We start from the raw sequence: 22,086 nt of genomic DNA, 5'->3' as shown, positions 1-22,086 counted from the left end.
GTCCGTGAACGCGTAGTAGGGCGCGGCGAGTTCCTCCAGCCAGAAGCCGGTCTTGCGGCCGGTGTCGCCGAGGCGGTCGTGCGAGGTCAGGACGATCAGGATCTTCATCGGGGGTCTCCGGGGTTGAAAGGGGTTGGCTCGGCCGGTCGCCGGGTTTCAGCGGTCTCGACCGGTCGACGATTGTGCGGGCTGGCGCGTCAGTTCCGATCCGACGACAGCCGGGCATCGGTGCGCTCGGCGGCCGCGGCGCGTGCCGGTGCGGCGTCGGCCCGCCAGGGCGCCGCATCCGCACGGCGGATCGTCTCCGGGCCGGCCATGCGGACGGCGCCGATCGCCTCCAGGGTGATGCGCTCCTCGGCCGAGGCGGCGGAGCCGCCGAACAGGGCCGCTCCAAGTTCGGCGAGTAGCAGGTAGGGGGCAACGGAATGTGCGGATCGTGGTGCCATGATCGGTCTCCTCAGGCTTTAAGTAGACTGGTCGTCTAGAGAGTCGCCCGGCCTGGACCGGGCAGCGCCGGTTGCCTGCGGGGTCAGGCGCGTCGTGGGTTCAGCATGCGCCGCGTCGTCGTCATCGCAGCCTCGAACGGCGCGTCGCTGCGCTCGATCTTGGCCATGAGGCTCGCGCCGAGCCAGAGTTGGTAGAGCGTCTCGGCGGTGGCCCGCGGCTCGCCTTCGACGGCCAGCGAGCCCTCGGCGAGGCCCGCCGCGATGGCGCCGGTCACACGGTCGAGGATCCCGGCGGTGCCCCGCTTCAGCGTCAGGCGCATGGGCTCGGACAGGTCCGAGACTTCTGCGGCCAGCTTCACGGCGAGGCATTTGCGCTGATAGTCGATGCTGCCCTGTGTGGCCTGCCACTTCCGCCAGTACGTCATCAGGCGCTCGGCATGGCTCAGCCCAGGCTCGGCCAGCGTGGCGTCGATGTCGGCGAGATACGCCTCGAAATAATCGGCCAGTAGCGCCTCGCCGAAAGCCTCCTTCGAGCCGAAATAGTGGTAGAACGATCCCTTCGGAACCCCGGCAGCGGCCAGGATCTCGTTGAGGCCGACGCCCGAGAACCCCTTGGCGCCCACGATGCGGTGGGCGGTGTCGAGGATGCCTTGCCGGGTGTCGGTGTTGCCGCTGACCTGTACCATGAGGTCGATATAGGCTGGATTAGACCGGTCGTCTAGCGGGTCGGCGGAAAAATGGCGGCGGTCGGTGGCCCCGGCTGCGGCGACCGTGTCCGAAGCCCTCCGCGCCGACCTGGGGCGCCGCTCCTCCTCGGATCGGATGCGCCCGACCACCCGCATCGGCCCGTGCCCTCGGGCCGCCTGCCGAGACCTTAAAAAATCGATGGGGTCGCTGGAACCTCCATGGGATCGCCGCGTTACGTGCGCGCGAGGCCCGGTCGGGCTCGCTGATGGGCATCGGTCCGGGTGTCCGGTGCTCCCCGTCATCACGTTGCTCCGAGGAGGATGTGGTCATGAGGACCTACGACTTCGCCCCGCTGTATCGGTCCACCGTCGGCTTCGATCGCCTGTTCTCGATGCTGGATCAGGCCGCGCGGATCGAGCCGTCGACACAGTGGCCGCCCTACGACATCGAGAAGGTCGCGGACGACGCCTACCGCATCACGATGGCGGTCGCCGGTTTTTCCCAGGACGAGATCGAGCTGACCCAGCACGACACCGCCCTCATCGTCACGGGTCAGAAGAAGGGCCAGGAGGGCGAGCGCGCCTACCTGCACCGCGGCATCGCGGGGCGGGCCTTCCGCCAGAGCTTCAACCTCGCCGACCACGTGCGAGTCATGGGCGCGAGCCTGCAGAACGGCCTGCTCTCCGTCGACCTCAGGCGCGAGGTGCCGGAGGCGATGAAGCCGCGCCGGATCGCCATCGGCGGCACGCAGGCCGCCCTCGGGCAGGACAACGCGCCGGCCCAGGTCGAGGACCGGGCCGCGGCCGCCTGATCCCGGCGAACGGGACCGGACCGACGGTGCCCCGGGGGCGCTGGCCCCCGGGGACGGCCCCTTTTCGTGCAACGCCCCGCACCATCTGGGAGGATGACCCATGTCGACGATGGAGACGCATCTCAACCATTCCGGCCCGGTGACCCCGGCCGCCGCCCCGCCCAGCGCGTTCTCGGCCTGGCAGGCGCTCGTCGCGCCCGGCGACGTGTTCCGGCACCCGCGGCAGGTCCTGGCGCACCCCCACCTGTCCCGCACGGAGAAGCGCGCGATCCTGGCCTCCTGGGCCTCGGATGCCTGCGCCCTCGAGAACGCGCCAGGCCTGCGCTGCCTCGTGGGCAGCAAGGCCGAACCGGTTTCGGTGGATTCCGTGCTCGATGCCCTGGCCCAGCTCGACCGCGACACCGGCGCGCCGCCGAGGCGGGAGCCTTTGCGCAAGCGGCTGCGCGGCCTTTCGGGCCTGCGCCGGTCCCTGCGCAGAGGCCGCCGGGACGACGACGACGATCCGCCGCCGTGCCCGGCCGCGGCGATGCCCCGGCCGCGGACGCCGGCGGGTGCCGCGGCCCTCGCCCTGCCCGCATAGGCGAGCGCCCGGATCGGGACGGCCGCCTCAAGCCGCGGCCCCTCAGGCGCTCAGCCGCGCGGCCGTCGAGGCCTCCTGGGGGGCGGCGTGGGCAAGGCGTCCGCCGTGGTCCGGAACAGTTCCGAGAGCCATTCGGCGTCGTCCCAGGCGTCGCCCGATATCCTGAGATGAGGCTTCGCGCCCGGATAGGGCGCGGCTTCGACGATTTCGCGAAGCAGGGCGCGTCCGGCGGCCGTCGGCTTCAGGAAGAGCTGCTCGTCGCACACGAGCGCGACGACCTTGCCGTCGCAATAGAGTGCGTACTCGCCGAACATCTTGCGCGCGGACACGCGTCCGGCGCCGCCGGCTTGCTCGAGAATCACGTCGACGGTGGTCTGCCGGGTCGCCACGGATGCCCTCCTTCCTCGCGGTTCGCGCGCCCTGCAACGCGCACCGACCGGCTCGAATCGGTCGGGGGTTCGGCGCCCGGCGGTCCGATGCGGCAGCCGATGGCGTCTGCCCTGTGCGCCGCCCGCGCGCCCGTCGCGGCCGCGATCGGCGGGGGCTCGCGCCGGGACGCGGCCTAGCCCATCGCGGTCGGCCGGGCCAGCGCGGCGCCTCGGCGCGAGACCGCATTCAGGACGGCCCGGTGCCCTCGCGCTGTCCCACCGGGCGGCGGATGCTCGGCACCGCGCAAGGATCCGGGACATGCCGAACGACGCCTTGATCGTGCAACTCCTCGAATGGATCGGAGACGGGCCGCGCGGCTACGTGGAGACGATGGAGGGATGGCGGACCTCCTGCCCGCGGCTGAGCATCTTCGAGGACGCGATGAGTGCGGGCCTGATCGAGCGCATCTCGGCCGGACGGCTGGCAGATACGCAGGTTCGCGTCACCGAATCTGGACGGCGGTTCCTGCGGTCGCCCGAGCTGATCGCCTGAGGCTCGCCGGCTGCGACAGGAGGGTGTCGTCGTCCGGTCCATCGTCGCGGGATGGATCGGTTACCGGTGGATCCGCCTCCCGGACCGAGGCCGACGCCCGCAGTGTTGGCATCGGGGCGCCCGGATCCGGCTTCGGAGCGCTCCCCTCCAGCCGGATCGTCCGCCGCCCTAGGCGACCCGGCGGCCGATGATGGCCTTGGGTCGGAAGCTGCCGCCGCTGAGGGCGCCGATCACGGCGCTTTCGACGCTGCCGTCCAGAACGTTCAGGTCGGCGAGGCCCCGCGCCAGCAGATGGGTCCGGTAAGCCGTGTGGTTCGCGATGTCGGCCAGAACCAGCACGCCGCCCGGCCGCAGGACGCGCAGCATCTCGTCCAGCGCGCGGGCGCGTTCGGACGGATCGGTCAGGTTGTGGACGACCCAGTGCGAGAGCACGGCGTCGAAGCTCGCATCGCCGAACGACAGGGCGCGGGCATCGGCGGTCGCGACGCGAACTCGGTCGGCCACGCCGTCGTGCCGCGCATTCGCCAAGGGTGCATCGGGCCTGTTCGCGGTCTGGTCCTCGGCCCGCAGAGGTCGACGCCCACGGCCACACCCGTCGTCAGCCTCCGGGCCGCGCCCACCAGCATGAGGCCCGGCCGCAGCCGACGTCGAGAATCGCCTCGCGCCCGGTCCACGCAGAGAGGCCCTCGGCCAAGTCGAGCAGGGGCTCGCGGTTGCGCCGTTTCCCGATCCGGCTGCCGTAGGTCATGTAGGCCGCCATGCCGAGGCCGTAGACGGAGGCCAGCGCGGCGACCGCCGCATCCCCATCCGGCGACCGCGGCTGCCGGGCCGGGGCTGGAGGCCGCCACGGCGGCCGCGCCGAGGGCCAGCGCGGCGCCGCCGATGCGAACCCGCAGCATGCCCCGCCGGACGCCGGGTGCATCGATGTAGTAATTGGGTCGGTCAGGCGTCGAAAGGCGCGTCATGAGGGAAAGGGGCCCCCGGTCAACCGGACACATGGCGCGGGACCGCGCGCGCCCGATCTTCCTGCGCTCCGCCGGCCTCCGGCATCCAGGGTTCGCACATGGCACACGTCCTCGTCATCGGCGCCAGCCAGGGCATCGGCTTGGAGACGCTCAAGGCGGCCCTCGCCGCGGGGCATCGCGTGCGAGCCTTCGCCCGCTCGGCCAGCACGATCGCGCTGTCCGCCCCGAATCTTGAGCGCTATCCCGGTGATGCGCTGAACGGACGGGATATTGAGTCGGCCCTTGACGGCGTCGACGCCGTGGTCCAGGCGCTCGGCGTGCCCGCCCGCGCCCTGCTCGGGCCGGTCCGCCTGTTCTCGGACGCGACGGGCATCCTCGTCCCCGCCATGGAGAAGGCCGGTGTCCGACGCCTCGTGGCGGTCACAGGGTTCGGTGCGGGCGACAGCCGCGACGCGATCAGCCCGTTGCAGCGGCTGCCGTTCCGTCTGGTCTTCGGACGCGCCTACGACGACAAGGACGCTCAGGAGATGCGCATCCGCCGGAGCAGCCTGGACTGGACGCTGGTCCGCCCCGGGGTGCTGACCGGCGGGACGGCGACCGGTCGCTACCGTGTTCTCGACACGCCCGCATCGTGGCGCAACGGCCTGATCGCGCGGGCGGACGTGGCCCACTTCATCGTCGCGCAGATCGCGGAGCCGGACCGGATCGGCCGGGCCGTCGTCCTGATCGACCGCGCGCTGCCGCTGTGATGCCGGGCCGCCCCGGCTTCGACGCGGCATCCCCTTCGGCGAACGGCAGTCTGGATTGAGGCCATGTCGAACCCCCTCGCCCTGACCCGCGCCGCCGGCCTCGAAGCCCTGGCCGCGTTCCTCGCCGGCCCCGGCGCGGATTACGCCGCCAACCGGAACACGGATCGCGGGCCCGGCGCCCATCCGACCACCTCGGCGCTGTCGCCCTATCTGCGCCGTCACCTGCTGACCGAGGAGGAGGTTGCCCGTGCCGCCCTGCACCGGTTCGGCGGGCAGGGCGCGGCGGCATTCGTCGCGGAGGTGTTCTGGCGGACCTATTTCAAGGGCCATCTCGAGACCCACCCGGAGGCCTGGAGCCTCTACCGAGCCGGGCTGGCCGCCGCGCAGGCGCGCCTCGCGGCCGAGCCGGGCCTGCGCCGAACCTACGAGGCCGCCGTCGCGGGGCGCACCGGCCTCGACGGCTTCGACCCCTGGGCGGCGCAGCTCGCCCAGGACGGCTGGCTGCACAACCATGCCCGGATGTGGTTCGCCTCGATCTGGATCTTCAGCCTGCGCCTGCCCTGGGAACTCGGCGCGGATCTCTTCCTGCGGTACCTCCTCGATGGCGATCCGGCGAGCAACACGCTGTCCTGGCGCTGGGTCGCCGGCCTGCATACCCTGGGCAAGCACTACCTTGCGCGGCGCGACAACATCCGGCGCTACACCGAGAACCGGCACGACCCGCAGGGCCTCGACGAGGGAGCCGGCCCGCTCGAGGAGGCGGTGCCGCCGCGGGAGGTGCCGCTGCCGCCCGCTGATGCCCCGCCGGACGGGCCGGTCGCTCTGCTCCTGCACCTCGACGACCTGCATCCCGAGAGCCTGCCGCTCGGGCAGGCCGCCGTGATTCGGGTCGGCGGCCTCATCGCGCACGCCGCGGATGCGAGCGAGCGCGTCCGCGGCGCCGACGCGGCGGCGATGGCGGACGCGCTGTCGCGGGCCGCATCGCATTTCGGGTGTCCGGCCGAGCCGGCCGGCGCGGGTTGGGCCGGGGACCTGCCGGTGGTGACCGCCTGGGCCCCGGTGGGGCCGTCCGCCGAGGCGCTGCCGCCAGGGTGCCTGCGCCTGCGGCGGGCCTGGGACGAGCGGGCATGGCCGCTCTCGACCCGCGGCTTCTTCCGGCTCCGGAAAGCGATACCGGAACTGCTCGAGGCCTGACGCGGTGCGCCGTCCGCGGGCGGCGGACCGCGCCCTGCAACCATCCCCCGTCTCGAACTGGTCGCGGCACCCATGGATAAGTTCATTTATTACCTGATCACGCTGATCGAGTCGGTGCTCGGGATCTTCGGTGTGCGGGCCCTCTACGAGCAGCCTCCCTACGCCATCGTCCAGCGCCTGGACCGCGGCGTCGAGATCCGATTCTACGAGCCGCGGCTGGCGGTGGAGACCGACGCGCGCGGACAGGGCGACGGAGAGACGTTCGGGCGGCTGTTCCGCTACATCACCGGCGCGAACCGGGCCGCCGGCCGCATCGCTATGACGGCGCCCGTCGAGACCGGCGGCCAGCGCGTGGCGATGACGGTTCCGGTCGAGCAGGGGGCCGGCGGGTCGATGCGCTTCTTCCTGCCGCGCACGGTCGCCGAGGCCGGGGCGCCCGAGCCCACCGAGGCCGGGGTCCGGCTCGTTCCCGTGCCGGCGGAGCGCATCGCGGCGCTTCGCTTCTCCGGCCGGGTCACGCCCGAGCTGCGGGCGGAGCAGGAGGCTATCCTCCTCCGGGTGCTGGCCGCGGCGGGGCTCACGGCGACCGAGGCGCCGGTGTTCCTGGGCTACGACCCGCCCTTCGCCATCCCGTTCCTGCGCCGGAACGAGGTCGCGGTCCGTCTCGGCCGGTGATGAACCGGGGCGCCCCGGCCTCGCTGCCGTCCGGTCTGCCCTGCCGCATCCTGTGATCACAGGCGGCTCTCGTCCGCGGTCGACCCTGCCCCGCGCGTCACGCGCGACGCGGACGGTCTGACGCTGTGCCGGGGCCGGGCCGACAGCGTGCCGGATCCCCGCGCCCTCGATAACCCGGAGGAGCGCCGGGACGGCGGCGTCCTCACTCCTCGCGGAGCGCGCCGGCGGACGCCGGTGTTCCGGCCCTGAGGCTGAGGATGTAGTCGACGACCGCGTCCCTCTCGTCGCGGTCGAGACGCAGGCTCGGCATCCGCTCGTGATGGCTCTGCAGGAAGACGGCGAGGGCGGGCCCCGTGGTCGAGGACATCTGCGCGACCCGCAGAAAGGGCGGGCCGGCGAATGCGCCGGGCTGCGCCGTAAGGCCGATGACGTGGCACTGGCTGCAGAGCTGCGAGGCGATGGTCCAGCCCCGGACGCGATGGTCCTCGGCGGGATCGCCGTTGGCGGGCACGTCGGCCGCGGCCGCAAGCAACCCGCTTAGCGCGATCATGCGCGCCCGCCGAAGGGAGAGGGTCATCATGATGTCCTCGCCGTCCCGAGATGGCCTCGGCCGGCTCGCACCCGCGCGGCATCGGGGACGGGCCATCGCTCCCGGGCGCCATCGGGCCGCAGCCCCGTGGTCCGGAGATCCTCGGTGACGGGGATGTCCGCCATCGCTGCCTCCCGGCGCTCCGGAGGGCCGATGCCGTCAGGGAACGGCAGGAGACCGGCGGCCGCGTTGATCTGGATCATGTCGGCAGGGCCTCGGGGCGTGGCGGGTGCCGCGAAGGCCTTGAGGCAGGTCAATGAGGCGTCCGCCGCGGGCGGGCACGATCCGTCGTGCCTCCCTTCGCGGACCGAAGCCATGCCCGTCGTCCTGGTCACCAGCGTCGTGCTCGTGGCCGGCACCATCCTGGTGCTCTACGAGACCCTGCGCCTCACCTCGGAGCATCTCGCCGAATTGCCGGTGCCGCCGCGGTGGCGCATCGTCGCCGTGGTGCTCGCCGCCTTCGTCGGGCACACGGTCGCGGTCTGGATCTACGCCGCCGCCTATTGGCTGCTCGTCTTGAAGCTGGGTCTCGGCGCCTTCTCGGGCGTACCGGTCGAAACCTTCGAGGATTGTCTCTTCGTCTCCGTGGTCGCCTATTCCTCGCTGGGCTACGGCGACCACGCGCCCCTCGGCCATGCCCGGCTGCTGACCGGCGTCGAGGCGCTGAACGGCCTGCTCCTGATCGGCTGGTCGGCCTCGTTCACCTACCTCGCCATGGAGCGGTACTGGCCGCTGCACGGCAAAGCCCACGCCCACCGCGCCGCGAAGGTCGCCGGCCCGGCGGACGGGGAGGCCGGCCGCGAACGCCTCTTCCCGCCGGCCACCGGCCCCTGAACGGGCCGACGCCCCTGCGCAGGCCCACCGTCGTCGCCCGCCTCAGGGGCGACACCGAGGCTGTCCCCGCGAGCCGACATGCCTCACGCCGAGGGACCGCGTCGCTATCCCCATCCTCGTCCCGGACAGGGCCGGCCACGACCGGCCTGCGCCGCAATGGCCGCTCGGCACTACCGGCCGCTCGGACGTGACCGCCTCCCGTTGCTGTCCGGGCCGCCCGCGGATCTGCCCGGTGCCGATCGCGGCCGGGGCGGACCTTGCGCTGGATCAATGCCAGATTGCCTGCCGCTCCTAGCGTCGGCGTCCATCGGGCAGGGCCTGGGCCTCATGAGGAGACCGACCATGGGCGACACGCTGATCCGCCAGAACATCATCGACGAACTCGACTTCGACCCGAGCATCGACGCCGCCCATATCGGCGTCGCCGTGGAGAACGGCATCGTCACGCTGACCGGTCATGCCGGCAGTTACGCGGAGCGCGTCGCCGCCGAGAAGGCGGCCCAGAAGGTGCGCGGCGTGCGCAGGGTTGTCGAGGCGATCCAAGTCCGCTTCGGCGGCGAGACGCCGCCGCGCGACGCGGACATCGCCCGGCGCGCGCTGCAGATGCTCGATTGGTCGGCAACCGTGCCGAGGAACGCCGTGCAGGTGACGGTCCGGAACGGCTGGGTGACGCTCTCCGGCACAGTGGACTGGCAGTACCAGAAGGAAGAGGCCTACCGGTCGATCCGGCGCCTCGCGGGCATTGCGGGCATCGAGAACACCATCGCGGTGACTCCGAAGGCGAGCGCCTCCGACGTGCGCGCGAAGATCATGGCGGCGCTCAAGCGCAACGCCGAGCTCGAGGCGGACGCCATCGCGGTGACGGTGAAGGATGCCAAGGTCGTCCTGGAGGGTAAGGTGAACGCTTGGTACGAGCGCGAGCTTGCCGAGAACGCCGCATGGTCGGCCCCGGGCGTGCGCGCCGTCGAGGATCGCCTCGCGCTGGGCTGAGCCCCACCGGATGGAAGCGGCAGCCGCGCCCATCCGGCTCATGGGCGCGGCTGCCGGACCCCTCCGCCGAGCCCCTCCACGTTCCGCTGCCCTCCGACCCGGAGACGTCCCGTGACCTTTGCCAGCATCATGGTGGCGATGGACCTGACGCCGGAAGCGCGCGAGCGCGTGCGCCTGGCCGGCCACCTCGCCGACGACTTCCGAGCCCGCCTGATCGGCGTGGCTGCGGAAACCCCGTCCTACGCCGTCCCCCCGACAGGGCCGACGCCGGCCAGCGCCTACGCGCTGAGCGCCGCGAACGAGACCGTCCTGACCGACCTCAGGCAGGCCCGTGCCGCCTTCGAGCAGGCGGCGGGCCATCGCAGTCGCGTCGCGTGGCGCTCGACCATCGAGCGTCCTCTGCCCTTCCTCGTCGCGCAGGCGGCCGCCGCCGACCTCCTGGTGGTCGGGCGCAGGACCGCGTCCGGGCCCATGATGGCCTCGGTCGATCCGGGAGATCTCGTCCTGCATCTCGGGCGGCCCGTCCTGGTCGTGCCGCCCGGGGTCGATCACCTCGACGGAAAGCGCGTCGGGATCGGATGGAAGAACACCCGCGAGGCGCGCCGTGCCGTGCGGGACGCGCTGCCGTTCCTGAAGCGGGCCTCCGAGGTCGTCGTGATCTCGGTCGACGACGGGGAGGGCGCGGTCGACCCGCGGGACGTCCTCGAGTTCCTGCAGGCCCACGACGTCGCCACCGCGTCCGTTCGGGTGGATGCCGGCGGCGCCGAGGCATCCGAGATCCTCGTAGAGGCCGTGTGCGAGCAGGCCGCCGACCTCATCGTCACGGGCGCCTACGGCCACGGCCGCCTGCGCGAGCGGGTCTTCGGCGGCGTCACCCGCGGCCTCCTGGCCCGCGCGCCCGTCTGCTGCCTGATGAGCCACTGATGCCGGGCGCCCACCGGAGCCTCCACCGGAGCGTCGCGGCACGCGCCGCACTCCTGACCGTCGCCGCATCGGCCGCGGGCGTGTCGGCGACCTGCGCGCAACCCGTGGCCGGCGCGCCCGACATGCGAGGAACCTTCGTCGAGCCGTCGCGGACGCCCCATCGGCACTGCTCGGGGGCCTGCCTGAAGAGCGGCACCCTGCGGTGGTTCTGCAGGCCACGCCAGACCTGCAGCTTGGACTGCGGCGTGGCGCCGCCACACGCGCATTGCCACGACCCGCGGCCCTGACGGCAGGCGGCGGCAAGGCGCGCCGCCAGGGCCGGCGCATCCCGGAAGGTCGCGCCGAGGTGCAGGCCGGCATGCGGGCCGCCGTGCAGGAACCAGGTCGGGCACCCGACGGCGAGGGGCCACGCGGGGATGGCGAGGGCCCTCGGGCTGTGGCAAGATGGAATTCCTGTCCCGTGCCGGTCCCGCGCAACGCTGGTCCCGTGGCGCTGCCCGTGAAGCGGCACCCTCGCTGGCCCGAGGCTCCCGCCCGTCAATGCGCCATGAGGACGGGGATGCGCGCGTGCTCGACCACGTGCCGCGTGACGCCGCCGAGCAGGAACTCGCGGACACGGCTGTGGGTGTAGGCGCCCAGCGCCAGCATCGAGGCGTTCCGTCGCTCGGCCTCGCTCACGACGGCCGCGCCGACCGAGGCCCCGTCCCCGACATCCAGGGTGGCTGCGTCCGCCACGATGCCGTGCCACCGGAGATACGCGCACAGGTCGGCCGCCCGCGCCTCCTCGAAGCGCTCGGTCCGGGCGTGCACGACGGTGACCCGGGCGGCCTCGTGCAGCAGCGTGATCGATTGACCGATCAGGCGCGTCGCCTCCAGGCTGCCGTTCCAGGCGACGACGACGTGGTCGAGCAGATCGTAGGGCACGCTCTCGCCGATCATCAGCGTCGGGCGACCGACCGAGAACAGGGCGGTGTCGAGCGCGCGGCCCGTGAAGGGCTCGGCGGCGGAGGGGCGGTCGACGATGATCAGGTCGTTGACCCGCCCGGCGAGCGTCAGGAGCGGTTCGACCTCTCCCGACAGCTCGGTCCAGGTCGCGAAGGTGGCGTCGAGTCGCCCGTTGCCCGCCATGAACGGAACCTCCTCGCGCTCGCACCAAGCCTGAAGAGCGGCCTTGCCCTCGGCCGCGGCCGCGCGCACGCCCTCCGCGATCGCCGCGATGGTCGCCCGATCCAGCGGGACCAGGCTCGCCACGCTGGCCAGGACGTGCTCGGGTCCCGGCGCCATGAAGGCGATTCCGATATGTGCGCGCAGGCGCCGTCCCAGCCGAAGGGCGGCGTCCAGCCGGCGCGTGGCGTCGAGGCCGGGCGCGGTCGGGATGAGAAGGCAGCGCAGGTACATCGGGACCCTCCTCGCTCAGCGCTCCAGGGATTTCAGGTAGGCGATCAGATCCTCGGCCTGGTCCGGGTCGAACCGGAACTCGGGCATGCTGGGGTGGCCGGTGCGGATGCCTTCGGTGAGCGCCTCGCCGAGATCCTCGACGGGGTAGCGCGTGTGCAATACGCGGAAGGGCGGCGCCTCCCGCAGCGGGCTCTCGCCGGCCCGGCCGACCGCATGGCACCGCGCGCAGGTGGTCCGGGCCAGGATCTCGCCCTGGCGCACATGCCGGTCCCAGGCCGCGGCAGGCGCGGCGAGGACGGTGGGCATCAGCGCGAGGGCGCCGACGAATGTGGTGACCGCGCTGCGCATCAGTGGCTCATGAGGCAGCAGACCGGCGTGGTCTGCAGGATGTCGCGGGTGGCGCCGCCGAAGATCCACTCGCGCACGCGGCTGTGGCCGTAGGCGCCCATCACGATGAGGTCGGCGTCCTCGCGCTGGGCGAAGCGCAGCACCTCGTCGGCCGGGCCGATGGTCGGGCTCGGCAGCAGGTGCGCGGTGGCCTTGATGCCGTGCCCAGCCAAGTACTCGGCCGCGCCTTCCGCGCCCTCGTGATGCGCATCCGGACCCACGGCGACGACGCAGGTGCGCTCGGGATGGCCCAGGAACGGCAGCGCATCGTGGAGGGCACGGCGCGCCTCGCGGGTGTCCTTCCAGGCCACCACGACGCGCTTGGCCGCGAGACGCTCGATGCCGGGCGGCACCACGAGCACGGGCCGGCCGATTTCCATCAGGAGCGCCCCCGTCGGCACCCCCATGAGGCCCGCATTGCCGTCCGCCGGACCCTGCCGGCCGACGACCACGAGGTCGGCGCCGCGCCCCTGCCTGACGAGGTGGGCCAGCGGGTCGATGAGCGCGGAGCGCCACGTCGTCCTCGGCGCCGCGGCGGCTTCGCGCGCGAAGAGGCCTTGCGCGGCCGCAAGTTGCTCCTCGGCCATGCGCGCCTCGGCCTCCCAGAAGCGCTCGACCTCCAGCATGTCGCCGACGGGCATCGGCGCCAGGACCGGGCGCGCGGCGACCCCGGTCAGCCTCGCCCGGAGCCGCTCGGCCAACCCGGCGGCAAGCTGGACGCGGTCCGCGGTCGCGGCCCCGAGATCGACCGTGACCATGAGGGTCGAGATCTTCATGTCCACCTCCCTCGGTCGGGACGATCGACCGGGGCGTATTCTCGCCCCAGCGCGCGGCCCGGACCTTGATCCATCGCAACAGCACTTGCTCGACAGCACTCGCGGATGCCGGATCTCGACCCGGCCGCGTCTCGGGCGCGGGCGGGGCGCCGCCCTGGCGCAGCCCTATCGCCAGCACCGGCGACGCTCGGCAGGCGACGCTCAGCACGCGAGGGTCAGGCGGTCCTCGACGGCGCGTACGCCCGGGGCCGACCACGCGGCCCGTTCGGCGAGCTCGCGCTCGCGCCAGACGTCGACGCAGCCGTCGAGGGTCACCGTATCGCCGGCCACCTGCACCCGGATGGTGTCCGGATCCTTCGCACTGCGCATCAGGGCCGCGCGGATGCGTGCCTCGACCTCGGCGGCCTGGACCGGCGGCTTCACGGCGATGAGGTTGACGATGTCGGTCACGCCCGCCAGCCGGCGCAGCGCCTTATCGACGGCCGCCTTCTGATGGTAGTACGGCACGCAGCCCTGGAGCGTGACGCAGCCCCTCTCGACCTTGAGCGAGACCGAGCGCTCCGGAATCTGGACGTGCCACTCCAGCACTCGGGCGCAGCGCTCGGCCAGCGCCGCGTCGCCGATGCGGGGAGTCTCAGGGTCGCGGACCTCGATCTGCTCGGCCACGGCGCGCACGCCGCGGACCCGGAGCGCCGCCCGTTCGGCAATCGCCTTCTCGGCGTAGCTCCGGACATGCCCTGTGAGCGTCACGACTCCGTTCTCGACCGTGACGCCGACCTGCGCCGCGTCGATCATCGGGGCGTATTCCAGCTCCTCGAGCACCTGCCGGCGCACGGTGATGTCGTCCATCGCCCGTCTCCTCGGTTCGGGTGGGGGGGCTCACACGGCCAGCCAGAGAAGCGCGGGTGTCACCAGGGCGGCGCCGACGGCCAGGGCGAGCGCCTGCAGGCTGCCGATGGTCCGGTAGCGCGCGCCATCCGTGACGAGCCGGGGGCCGGCGTCGTTCAATGGAGCCAATCCCACCGGAACCCGCGCGTAGAGGATCGTGGAGACGAAGGTGGATCGAAGTACCAGGACCATCGTGCGCTCCCGTCTTTGCTGACGGAGCCATCCTGCCGGCCCGTTTCGGGCACGCCTTGATCCACCTCAACGCCGCAGGCCGCGGCCACCGGCATCGTCGCTCCGGCTACCCGCTCCTCCTCCGAGGGTCCGACATGGATGCGACGCACGAGCCGAAGGGCTGCTCCGGTGAACACCCCGATGGCGGCCGGACCCTGGCCTTCGTGCCCGGACCGCTCGGACCCGACGGCCTCCGGCGGATCGACGCCTACTGGCGTGCGGCGAACTACCTGTCGGTCGGGCAGATCTACCTGATGGCCAATCCGCTGCTGCGCGAGCCGCTGCAACCCGAGCACGTGAAGCCGCGCCTCCTCGGCCACTGGGGCACGACGCCGGGGCTCAACTTCATCTACGCGCACCTCAACCGCGTCATTCGCGAGCGTGACCTCGACATGCTGGCGGTCTGGGGGCCGGGCCACGGCGCGCCCGGCCTCGTCGCCAACGCCTACTTGGAGGGCACCTACAGCGAGATCTACCCGGACGTGGCGCGGGACGTCGACGGCCTGGCCCGACTGTTCCGGCAATTCTCGTTCCCGGGCGGAATCCCGAGCCATGCCTCGCCCGAGCTGCCGGGCTCGATCCACGAGGGGGGCGAGCTCGGCTATTGCTTGGCGCACGCCTTCGGCGCGGCCCTCGACAATTCCGGCCTGACGGTCGCCTGCGTGGTGGGCGACGGCGAGGCCGAGACCGGACCGCTGGCCGCATCGTGGCACGCCAACAAGTTCCTCGACCCGAGGTCGGATGGCACGGTCCTGCCGATCCTGCACCTCAACGGCTACAAGATCGCCAACCCGACCGTTCTCGCCCGCATTCCCCGGGAGGAGTTGCGCAGCCTGCTCGTCGGCTACGGCTACGAGCCCACCTTCGTCGAGGGCGACGAGCCGGGTCCCATGCACCAGGCCATGGCGGCCGCGCTGGACGCGGCCTTCGACGCCATCGCGCAGATCCGCGCGAGCGCGCGTGGCGGCGAGGCCGGGCGACCGCGCTGGCCCATGCTCGTGCTGCGCACCCCGAAGGGCTGGACGGGACCCAAAAGCGTGGATGGCAGCGTGGTCGAGGGCACCTGGCGCTCGCATCAGGTGCCGGTCGCGGCGACGCGGGAGAACCCGGACCACCGCGCCATCCTCGAAGCCTGGATGCGGTCCTACCGCCCGGAGGATCTGTTCACGGAGAGCGGCGCGCTCGTGCCCGACCTCGCCGCGCTGCCGCCGAAGGGGCCGCGGCGCCTGTCGGCGAACCCGCACACCAACGCACATGCGAGCCACCCGCTGAGGCTGCCCGACGTTCGATCCCACGCCGTCGCGATGCCCGAACGCGGCCGGTCCAAGATGGAGGCCACCCGGGCGCTCGGGGCGTACCTGCGGGAGGTCCTCGCCCTCAACGCCGAGGCCCGCAACTTCCGGATCATGGGACCCGACGAGACGGCTTCGAACCGGCTGGACGCCGTCTTCGCGGTGACGAACCGGGCCTGGCAGGAGGCGATCCGGCCCGGTGACGACCATCTCGCGCGCGACGGCCGGGTCATGGAGGTGCTGAGCGAGCATCTCTGCGAGGGCTGGCTGGAGGGCTACGTGCTGACCGGGCGGCACGGCCTGTTCGCGACCTACGAGGCCTTCGCGCACGTGATCGACTCGATGGTGAACCAGCACGCCAAGTGGCTGAAATCCGCGCGCGCGCTCCCCTGGCGCCGACCGGTGCCCTCGCTCAACATCCTGCTGTCGTCCCATGTCTGGCGGCAGGACCACAACGGCTTCAGCCATCAGGATCCCGGCTTCATCGACTTCGTGGCCAACAAGCGCGGCGACACGGCGCGGATCTACCTGCCGCCGGACGCCAATACCTTGCTCTGCGTCACGGACCATTGCCTGCGCACCTACGACCGCATCAACGTGGTCGTGGCCGGCAAGCAGCCCGCCCTTCAGTGGCTCGGCCCGGACGAGGCGGCGCGGCACTGCGCGGCCGGCGCCGGCATCTGGGACTGGGCTTCGACCGAGGGCGAGGACGAGCCCGACGTGGTGATGGCCTGCGCCGGCGACGTGCCGACCCAGGAGACGCTCGCGGCGGTCGACTGGCTGCGCCGTCACGTCCCGGAGCTGCGTGTCCGGGTGGTCAACGTCGTCGACCTGATGACGCTGGCCCCGCGCGACACGCACCCGCACGGCCTGGACACCCCGACCTTCGACGGCCTCTTCACCCGCGACCGGCCGGTCGTGTTCGCCTATCACGGCTATCCCTGGCTCATCCACCGGCTGACCTACAGGCGGACCAACCACGCGAACCTCCACGTGCACGGCTTCATCGAGGAGGGCACGACGACGACGCCTTTCGACATGTGCGTGCTGAACCGGCTCGACCGCTTTCATCTCGCTCTGGCCGCCCTGCGAGCCGGTGACCGGCCGGGGCCTCGCGCCGAGCACGCCGAGCACGCTCTGCGCGACGCCCTGGCCCGCCATCGCGAGCATGTCTGCCAGACCGGCGACGACCTGCCCGAGGTGCGCGACTGGGCCTGGCCGGAGAGGCGGGAACACGACGGCCCCGGCCGCCGCATCGCGGGCGACGCCATGCCGTGCGGCCCGGCCGGTGCCGGCACGGAAGAGCCCCGACCCGAGGGGATCGTGGACGCCCGGACGATCCTCGCCTGAGGCCGAGCGATGATCCTCGTCCTCAACGCCGGCTCATCGAGCCTGCGCTGCGCCCTGTTCCGGCCCGGTGCGGACGCGCCGGGCTGGCGCGCCCACGTCGCCGGGATCGGCCAGGAGCCGCGTCTCTCGGTGGACGGCGTCGCCGTGGCGGGCGAGAGCCTGCCGCAAGGCGGCCACGTCGCCGTCGCCCGCTGGCTCCTCGGGCGATTTCCGGCGACGCCGATGGCGGCCGGTCACCGCATCGTCCACGGCGGCCTGCGCTACGCGGCGCCGCTCCTCCTCGATGACGAGGTCGTCGGGGTGTTGGACGGGCTCGCGACGCTCGCACCGGCGCACCAGCCGCAGGCGCTCGCCTGCATCCGGGCGGTCGGGGAGGTCTGGCCGGGCCTGCCGCAGGTCGGGTGCTTCGACACGGCCTTTCATCGGACGCAGGACAGGCTCGCCCAGCTCTACCCGCTACCGCGTGCCCTCATCGACGCGGGATTGGTGCGGTTCGGCTTCCACGGCCTGTCCTATGCCCATATCGCCCGGATCTGCCCGCAGGGCCGGGTGCTCGCGGCCCATCTCGGGCACGGGGCGAGCCTGTGCGCCATGCGTGACGGGCACAGCGTCGCCACCACGATGGGGTTCACCACCCTCGACGGCCTGATGATGGGCACGCGCAGCGGGGCAATCGACCCGGGCCTCGTGCTACACCTGATCCGCGAGCGCGGCCTCACCGCCGACGCGGTGGCCGAACTTCTGAACGCGCGTTCGGGACTGCTTGGCGTCTCGGGCCTCAGCGACGACGTGCGGGCTCTGGAGGCCCACGGGACGCCGGAGGCGCGCGAGGCCCTTGACCTGTTCGTCTATCGCGCCGTCCGCGAGGCCGGCTCGCTCGTCGCGGCGCTCGGCGGCCTCGACACCCTCGTCTTCACCGGCGGCATCGGCGAGCACGGCGCACGGATCCGGGCCGGCATCTGCCGCGGGCTCGCCTTCGCGGGCGTCGTCCTCGACGCCGCCGCGAACGCCCAGGGCCAAGCGAGAATTGGCGCGCCGACCTCCCGGGTATCGGTCCGCATCGTTCCCGCGAACGAGGAGCGGGAGATCGCGGTCTCGGTCGCCGGCCTCCTCGGCGAGGCCGGCGACACAGTCGATCGGGGTCGGTGACGCCGCCCGACCGCCGGCCGTGTCGACCCGGTCCCGGCGCCGAGGCGCCGACCGGAACGCGAGCGCCCTAGACGGGGCGGCCTCGATCCAGCGCGAGCCCGATGCGCTGCTCGGCCCGGGCGATAGCGGCACACCGCTCCATCTCCTCGCGCAGGGTGGGCAGCGTCTCTTCGATGCCCGCCGCGTCGAGGTTGGCCTGCAGTGTCGCGACGATCAGCTCGTCGGCCTCGCGCATGCCCCGGGCGGTGAAGGCCGCGACGAAGCGTGCACTCGCCGCCTTCCCCAATCCTATCCTCTCGCAGGCCCACATTGCCAGAAGCCGGTTGCGCCGATTGCGGGCACGGACGCGCAGCGCCTCGTCCTGCACGAAGCGGCGCTCGAAGGCCCGCTCGCGGTGGTCGACCGGCGTCAGATTCGGCTCCCCGTCATGTGGCCCGGGGCGATGCCCGATCCGACGGGCATTCCCGAATCGGCGGCGACCGAGACCGGGTGGCCGATCGACGACCGGACGGTCGCCCGGGCTCGCGCCCCCGGATCGGAGCACCCAGGGTTTCACGGCCTCGGTCGCCGCGAGGTAGGCGACTGTGATCAGCCCGATGCCGAGCAGGATCGACAGCGACGGCATCTGGAAGCCGAACCACGCGCCCCATGGAGCGAAGGGAAGGACCAGCGCGACGGCGAGAGCGGCCAGCGAGGAAGTGGCAAGCGCCGCACTCGGCCGGTCCACCCAGGCGCGCTGGTGCGTGCGGATGACGAAGATCACCAGGATCTGCGTCGCCATCGATTCGAGGAACCAGGCCGTGCGGAACGCCTCGGCCGAGGCACCGAAGCCGAGGATTAGCACCCCGAACGTCAGCAGGTCGAACAGCGAGGACAGTGGACCCATCACGCGCGCGAATCGGAGGATGCCGGCCATGTCCCAGATTTGCGGCCGGGACGTCGCGGACGGATCGACTCGATCGAAGGGGATGCCGATCTCCGAGAGGTCGTAGAGCAGGTTGTTGAGGAGGATCTGGGCCGGCAGCATCGGCAGGATCGGCAGCGCCATCGAGGCGACCGCCATCGACAGCATGTTGCCGAAGTTCGAACTCGCGCCCATGCGGACATATTTCAGGATGTTGGCAAAAGTCCTGCGCCCCTCCTCGACGCCGTCGGCGACGAAGTTGAGGTCGGAGGCGAGCAGGATCATGTCGGCGGCCGCCTGCGCCACCCCGGTCGCGCCCGCGACGGAGAGTCCGACATCGGCCTGCGCGAGGCCCGGCGCGTCGTTGATGCCGTCGCCCAGGAAGCCGACGACCGCACCCTCGGCCTGGAGCGCCCGGACGACGCGCGCTTTCTGGTCGGGCGTCAGCCGCCCGAAGGCATCGACCGTCCGAACCCGGACAGCCAGGGCCGCGTCGCTCAGGGCCGCGACCTCGGGGCCCGAGAGGACCGTGCGGGCGTGAAGCCCGACGAGCCCGGCGAGCCGGCGCACGACCACCGGGTCGTCGCCGGACAGGATCTTCAGGCGGACCCCGCCCCGTGCGAGCCGCGCGATGGCAGCCTCCGCCGTCGGCTTCGGCGGGTCGGCGAAGGCGCAGAAGCCCTCGAAGACGAGGTCGCCATCGTCCCCCGGCTCGAGGGGACGCAGGGGATCCACCCAGGCGCGCGAGGCCACCGCGATGCTGCGCAGGCCCTCCTCGGCCAGGGTCCGGACCTGCCGCAGGGCCTCGTCGCGGGAGGCCGGACCCATCGGTTCCGTGCGCCCGCCCATGCGTCGCGCGATGCACAGCGGCAGGACCGCCTCGGGCGCGCCCTTCAGGATCAGCATCGCCTCCTCCGGTCCCCGCGCGAGGACCGAACCGGTGCGGCGCCCGTAGTCGAACGCCCGCTGGCCGGCGAGGTCCCAGCCCCGCCCGGCCTCCGGATGGGCGTGTGCCAGGGCGGCGTCGAGCGAGCCGCGGTCGCCGCCGAGGTCGGCCGCGACCGCCGCGAGCCAAGCCGGCCGCTCGTCCTCCCGGCCCGCCGAGTCGAGGCTGCGCGCCAACACGATCTCCGCGGAGGTCAGCGTGCCGGTCTTGTCCGCGCAGAGCACGGTCATCGCGCCGAGATCGTGGATGGCGGCGAGCCGCTTCACGATCACCCTGCGCGCCGCCATGCGTAGCGCTCCGCGCGAGAGCGTCGCCGTGGTGACCATCGGCAGCAACTCCGGCGTCAGCCCGACCGCCAGCGCGACGGCGAACAGGAGCGAGTCGAGCAGCGGTCGGCCGAGGACCACGCGGATTGTCAGGACGGCGATCACCAGGCCGAGGGTGAGTCGTGCGACGATGAGGCCGAACGCGTGCAGGTCGCGCTGGAAGGGGGAGGGGGCCTGAGCCTCGGCGAGCGCCGAGGCCGCCGCGCCGAACATCGTGGCGGAACCCGTGGCCACGACGAGGGCGATTGCTTCGCCCGTCTGGGCGACCGCGCCGCGGAACAGTGCGTTCGAGGCCTCGGCCGGCTCGAGCGAGGCTACGCGGCCCGCCCGCTTCTCGACCGGATAGGGCTCGCCGGTGAGTGCTGCCTCTGCGGCAGTGAAGGCGGCGCTCTCGATGACGAGGGCGTCGGCTGGGACGATGTCGCCGGCCCGGACGCGCAGGATGTCGCCGGGAACGACCTGTTCGACCGGAACAGTGACGTAGCGGCCGTCCCGCCTGACCTCGGCCTTCAGCGCCACCGTGTGGCGCAGCGCCTCGGCCGCTCGCGTGGCGTGGCCCTCCTGCACGGTGTCGAGCCCGATCGACAGGCCGAGGATGGCGACGATGATGGCACCCCCGACCACGTCCCCGGTCATCGCCGAGACGAGCCCGGCCACGAGCAGAATCAGGGCGAGCGGTTCGAGCAGGCGGCGCAGCACGGCCCGCACGAGCCCGGCCGCAGCGGTCCCGGCATCGCCGTTGGGGCCGTAGCGTGCGAGCCGGCTGGCGGCGTCCGCCGATCGGAGGCCGTCGAGCCCGCATTCGAGCTCGGCGCGGAGCGCTTCGGTCCCGCGCGTCCAGAAAGCCTCGGCGGGCACGGGCGAACGCTCTGCCGGACGCGCCAGGGCGGCAGGTGCCGTTGGGGCCGAGGCCGCCGTCATATCCATGGGATGGGTTCGCCACAGCGCCGATCGTGGCGGCACGACACCACCGGTCGGGCCTTCGTTCGTTGCGTTGGATCAACCCGGCGGCCCTCTGGACTGCGCCCGGAATCGCAGCAGCCTGTGTCCCGCGCTCGGCCCCCGGAGCCGAAGGCCATGCGCTCCGCGGCAGGGACCGTCGAACCGAGGATCGACCGAACCGGCAACGCCGCGCTGGCCGGGATGGCCGAGCGCGGTTGTCAGCCTCGAATCGGCAGGGTTGATCTGGATCAAGGCCACCGGAGGCGCGGCGATCTTCGATGGCCGCCATGCCATGACAGGAATATCGCCATGCCGTCCGAGCACGCGAGGCCGCTCCCGGCCTCACCCCCCGCCGATTCCGCGGAGGCCATCACGTCCGCCATGGGCGCGTGGCGCGCCCTCGCCATCGACGTGCCCCTGCGCATCGCCACGGAGACGATGCGGTTCACAGGCCGCCGCTTCCAGGCCCAGGCGGACCACCTCGCGGCCCTGGCCGTTTGCGGCTCGCTGAAGGAGGCCGCCGAGATCCAGGCTGCCTTCCTGAGCAACGGCTTCGCCGATTACCGGACGGAGGCGGCGAGCTTGGCGCACGACGTTGCCGAGGTAGCCCTCGCCAAGGGAGCCTGACGCCTCGGCGCCGGGCTCATCCGTGGGTCCGGCGCCTCGGGTGCCCCAATCTCCGATACGAGCCACGCCAGGATGGGCCCGATGCCGGCCAATCGACCGTCGCCGACCATCTACCGGGTGTTCCAGCACCGGTTCGAACCCGGCGTCTGCTGCGCCGTACGCGACACCATGGTACTTCCGTCCTTCGTCCGACCCGGGTCATGGGACTTCGGCGCGAACCTGCGCGAGGGCGAGAGCCTGCCGTTCGGCTTCCAGCCCGCCCCGGCACGGCAGGCCACCGCTTCCCTCGGCTACTACCTCTTCCACCACCCCTGCGAGACGCTGGCGTCCAGACATTCCCGGCGCTGGTCCTGAACGGCTTCGTTCGACTTGAGCGAGATCAAGGCCGCGCGGCGGGTGGACCGCCAGATTCCTTCCCCAGCCGGACCGGGGAAAGCGCACGTCGTGCCCCTCACGAAGCGTCCTGGGCCGATCCGCGTGAGCCGCCGCGCCCGCGAAGTCCCGC

The 22,086-nt window shown here is 72.5% G+C and carries 24 protein-coding genes and 3 pseudogenes; 13 read left to right on the top strand and 14 right to left on the bottom strand.

From position 1 onward, the window contains the following. The 3 genes and pseudogenes from ACS5RC_RS18680 to ACS5RC_RS18670 form a co-directional block, all read right to left on the bottom strand. Positions 1-108 (bottom strand): annotated as a pseudogene (locus ACS5RC_RS18680) (type 1 glutamine amidotransferase domain-containing protein); the annotation flags it as partial. A gap of 89 nt (positions 109-197) precedes the next feature. Further along, positions 198-446, bottom strand: coding sequence for a hypothetical protein (locus ACS5RC_RS18675; protein ID WP_478345394.1), 249 nt, complete (start codon positions 444-446; stop codon positions 198-200). Positions 447-529: 83 nt separating this feature from the next. Further along, positions 530-1,132, bottom strand: coding sequence for a TetR/AcrR family transcriptional regulator (locus tag ACS5RC_RS18670; RefSeq protein ID WP_478345393.1), 603 nt, complete (start codon positions 1,130-1,132; stop codon positions 530-532). Positions 1,133-1,461: 329 nt separating this feature from the next. Between ACS5RC_RS18670 and ACS5RC_RS18665 the strand changes: the two genes are divergently transcribed. Together ACS5RC_RS18665 and ACS5RC_RS18660 are read left to right on the top strand one after the other, a co-directional pair. After that, a complete protein-coding gene (locus tag ACS5RC_RS18665) occupies positions 1,462-1,944 on the top strand; it encodes an Hsp20 family protein (protein WP_478345392.1) in 483 nt (160 codons plus the stop codon). Between the two features lie 100 nt (positions 1,945-2,044). Further along, positions 2,045-2,524 (top strand): hypothetical protein, encoded by a 480-nt coding sequence (locus ACS5RC_RS18660; RefSeq protein ID WP_478345391.1) that lies wholly within the window; start codon positions 2,045-2,047, stop codon positions 2,522-2,524. Positions 2,525-2,574: 50 nt separating this feature from the next. Here ACS5RC_RS18660 and ACS5RC_RS18655 read toward each other — a convergent pair whose 3' ends face one another. Beyond that, positions 2,575-2,913, bottom strand: coding sequence for a TfoX/Sxy family protein (locus tag ACS5RC_RS18655; protein WP_478345390.1), 339 nt, complete (start codon positions 2,911-2,913; stop codon positions 2,575-2,577). Positions 2,914-3,211: 298 nt separating this feature from the next. On the opposite strand from ACS5RC_RS18655, the gene ACS5RC_RS18650 reads away from it, so the two are divergent. Beyond that, positions 3,212-3,445, top strand: coding sequence for a hypothetical protein (locus ACS5RC_RS18650; RefSeq protein ID WP_478345389.1), 234 nt, complete (start codon positions 3,212-3,214; stop codon positions 3,443-3,445). Positions 3,446-3,613: 168 nt separating this feature from the next. On the opposite strand, the gene ACS5RC_RS18645 is transcribed toward ACS5RC_RS18650, so the two are convergent. After that, the gene (locus tag ACS5RC_RS18645) at positions 3,614-3,973 is read right to left on the bottom strand and encodes a class I SAM-dependent methyltransferase (protein ID WP_478345388.1); all 360 of its coding nucleotides are present in this window, start codon (positions 3,971-3,973) and stop codon (positions 3,614-3,616) included. A 70-nt stretch (positions 3,974-4,043) separates the two neighbouring features. Then, positions 4,044-4,205 (bottom strand): hypothetical protein, encoded by a 162-nt coding sequence (locus ACS5RC_RS18640; RefSeq protein ID WP_478345387.1) that lies wholly within the window; start codon positions 4,203-4,205, stop codon positions 4,044-4,046. Positions 4,206-4,508: 303 nt separating this feature from the next. Here ACS5RC_RS18640 and ACS5RC_RS18635 point away from each other — a divergent pair, with 303 nt between their 5' ends. The 3 genes from ACS5RC_RS18635 (at position 4,509) to ACS5RC_RS18625 (ending at position 7,028) form a co-directional block, all read left to right on the top strand. Then, positions 4,509-5,159, top strand: coding sequence for an NAD(P)-dependent oxidoreductase (locus ACS5RC_RS18635; protein WP_478345386.1), 651 nt, complete (start codon positions 4,509-4,511; stop codon positions 5,157-5,159). A gap of 63 nt (positions 5,160-5,222) precedes the next feature. Beyond that, the gene (locus ACS5RC_RS18630) at positions 5,223-6,353 is read left to right on the top strand and encodes an FAD-binding domain-containing protein (RefSeq protein WP_478345385.1); all 1,131 of its coding nucleotides are present in this window, start codon (positions 5,223-5,225) and stop codon (positions 6,351-6,353) included. 72 nt (positions 6,354-6,425) lie between these two features. Continuing rightward, the gene (locus ACS5RC_RS18625; protein WP_478345384.1) at positions 6,426-7,028 is read left to right on the top strand and encodes an SOUL family heme-binding protein; all 603 of its coding nucleotides are present in this window, start codon (positions 6,426-6,428) and stop codon (positions 7,026-7,028) included. A 202-nt stretch (positions 7,029-7,230) separates the two neighbouring features. On the opposite strand, the gene ACS5RC_RS18620 is transcribed toward ACS5RC_RS18625, so the two are convergent. Then, complete coding sequence (locus ACS5RC_RS18620; RefSeq protein WP_478345383.1) at positions 7,231-7,608, bottom strand: c-type cytochrome; 378 nt, start codon at positions 7,606-7,608, stop codon at positions 7,231-7,233. A gap of 324 nt (positions 7,609-7,932) precedes the next feature. Between ACS5RC_RS18620 and ACS5RC_RS18615 the strand changes: the two genes are divergently transcribed. The 3 genes from ACS5RC_RS18615 (at position 7,933) to ACS5RC_RS18605 (ending at position 10,365) form a co-directional block, all read left to right on the top strand. Continuing rightward, entirely contained in the window at positions 7,933-8,451 is a 519-nt protein-coding gene (locus ACS5RC_RS18615) for an ion channel (protein WP_478345382.1), read from the top strand. A 342-nt stretch (positions 8,452-8,793) separates the two neighbouring features. Continuing rightward, the gene (locus ACS5RC_RS18610) at positions 8,794-9,441 is read left to right on the top strand and encodes a BON domain-containing protein (RefSeq protein ID WP_478345381.1); all 648 of its coding nucleotides are present in this window, start codon (positions 8,794-8,796) and stop codon (positions 9,439-9,441) included. 111 nt (positions 9,442-9,552) lie between these two features. After that, on the top strand, positions 9,553-10,365 hold the full coding sequence (locus ACS5RC_RS18605; RefSeq protein ID WP_478345380.1) for a universal stress protein: 813 nt from the start codon (positions 9,553-9,555) through the stop codon (positions 10,363-10,365). A gap of 537 nt (positions 10,366-10,902) precedes the next feature. On the opposite strand, the gene ACS5RC_RS18600 is transcribed toward ACS5RC_RS18605, so the two are convergent. The 5 genes from ACS5RC_RS18600 to ACS5RC_RS18580 all read right to left on the bottom strand — a co-directional run bounded on the left by ACS5RC_RS18600 (position 10,903) and on the right by ACS5RC_RS18580 (position 14,006). After that, on the bottom strand, positions 10,903-11,763 hold the full coding sequence (locus ACS5RC_RS18600; RefSeq protein WP_478345379.1) for a universal stress protein: 861 nt from the start codon (positions 11,761-11,763) through the stop codon (positions 10,903-10,905). 15 nt (positions 11,764-11,778) lie between these two features. Then, positions 11,779-12,111, bottom strand: coding sequence for a c-type cytochrome (locus ACS5RC_RS18595; protein ID WP_478345378.1), 333 nt, complete (start codon positions 12,109-12,111; stop codon positions 11,779-11,781). Next, positions 12,111-12,926 (bottom strand): universal stress protein, encoded by an 816-nt coding sequence (locus ACS5RC_RS18590; protein WP_478345377.1) that lies wholly within the window; start codon positions 12,924-12,926, stop codon positions 12,111-12,113. The genes ACS5RC_RS18595 and ACS5RC_RS18590 overlap by 1 nt, the downstream gene beginning before the upstream one ends. Positions 12,927-13,127: 201 nt before the next feature. Next, positions 13,128-13,775, bottom strand: a complete 648-nt coding sequence (locus ACS5RC_RS18585) for a BON domain-containing protein (RefSeq protein WP_478345376.1) — start codon at positions 13,773-13,775, stop codon at positions 13,128-13,130. A 30-nt stretch (positions 13,776-13,805) separates the two neighbouring features. Continuing rightward, the gene (locus ACS5RC_RS18580; protein ID WP_478345375.1) at positions 13,806-14,006 is read right to left on the bottom strand and encodes a hypothetical protein; all 201 of its coding nucleotides are present in this window, start codon (positions 14,004-14,006) and stop codon (positions 13,806-13,808) included. Between the two features lie 134 nt (positions 14,007-14,140). Between ACS5RC_RS18580 and ACS5RC_RS18575 the strand changes: the two genes are divergently transcribed. Together ACS5RC_RS18575 and ACS5RC_RS18570 are read left to right on the top strand one after the other, a co-directional pair. Beyond that, a complete protein-coding gene (locus tag ACS5RC_RS18575) occupies positions 14,141-16,687 on the top strand; it encodes a phosphoketolase family protein (RefSeq protein WP_478345374.1) in 2,547 nt (848 codons plus the stop codon). Between the two features lie 9 nt (positions 16,688-16,696). Beyond that, positions 16,697-17,836, top strand: coding sequence for an acetate/propionate family kinase (locus tag ACS5RC_RS18570; protein WP_478345373.1), 1,140 nt, complete (start codon positions 16,697-16,699; stop codon positions 17,834-17,836). Positions 17,837-17,903: 67 nt separating this feature from the next. Here ACS5RC_RS18570 and ACS5RC_RS18565 read toward each other — a convergent pair. Next, positions 17,904-18,230, bottom strand: a pseudogene (locus ACS5RC_RS18565) (ATPase inhibitor subunit zeta); the annotation flags it as partial. 123 nt (positions 18,231-18,353) lie between these two features. Further along, a pseudogene (mgtA, locus tag ACS5RC_RS18560) lies at positions 18,354-20,939 on the bottom strand (magnesium-translocating P-type ATPase); the annotation flags it as partial. 324 nt (positions 20,940-21,263) lie between these two features. Here mgtA and ACS5RC_RS18555 point away from each other — a divergent pair. Together ACS5RC_RS18555 and ACS5RC_RS18550 are read left to right on the top strand one after the other, a co-directional pair. Continuing rightward, on the top strand, positions 21,264-21,581 hold the full coding sequence (locus ACS5RC_RS18555) for a phasin family protein (protein ID WP_478345372.1): 318 nt from the start codon (positions 21,264-21,266) through the stop codon (positions 21,579-21,581). 81 nt (positions 21,582-21,662) lie between these two features. After that, positions 21,663-21,935, top strand: a complete 273-nt coding sequence (locus ACS5RC_RS18550) for a hypothetical protein (RefSeq protein WP_478345371.1) — start codon at positions 21,663-21,665, stop codon at positions 21,933-21,935. Positions 21,936-22,086: the final 151 nt, after the last annotated feature.

The organism is Methylobacterium sp. HJ2 (genome assembly GCF_056431005.1).
The sequence above is the reverse complement of the archived record's forward strand: the minus strand, read 5'-3'. Positions and strand labels throughout refer to the sequence as shown.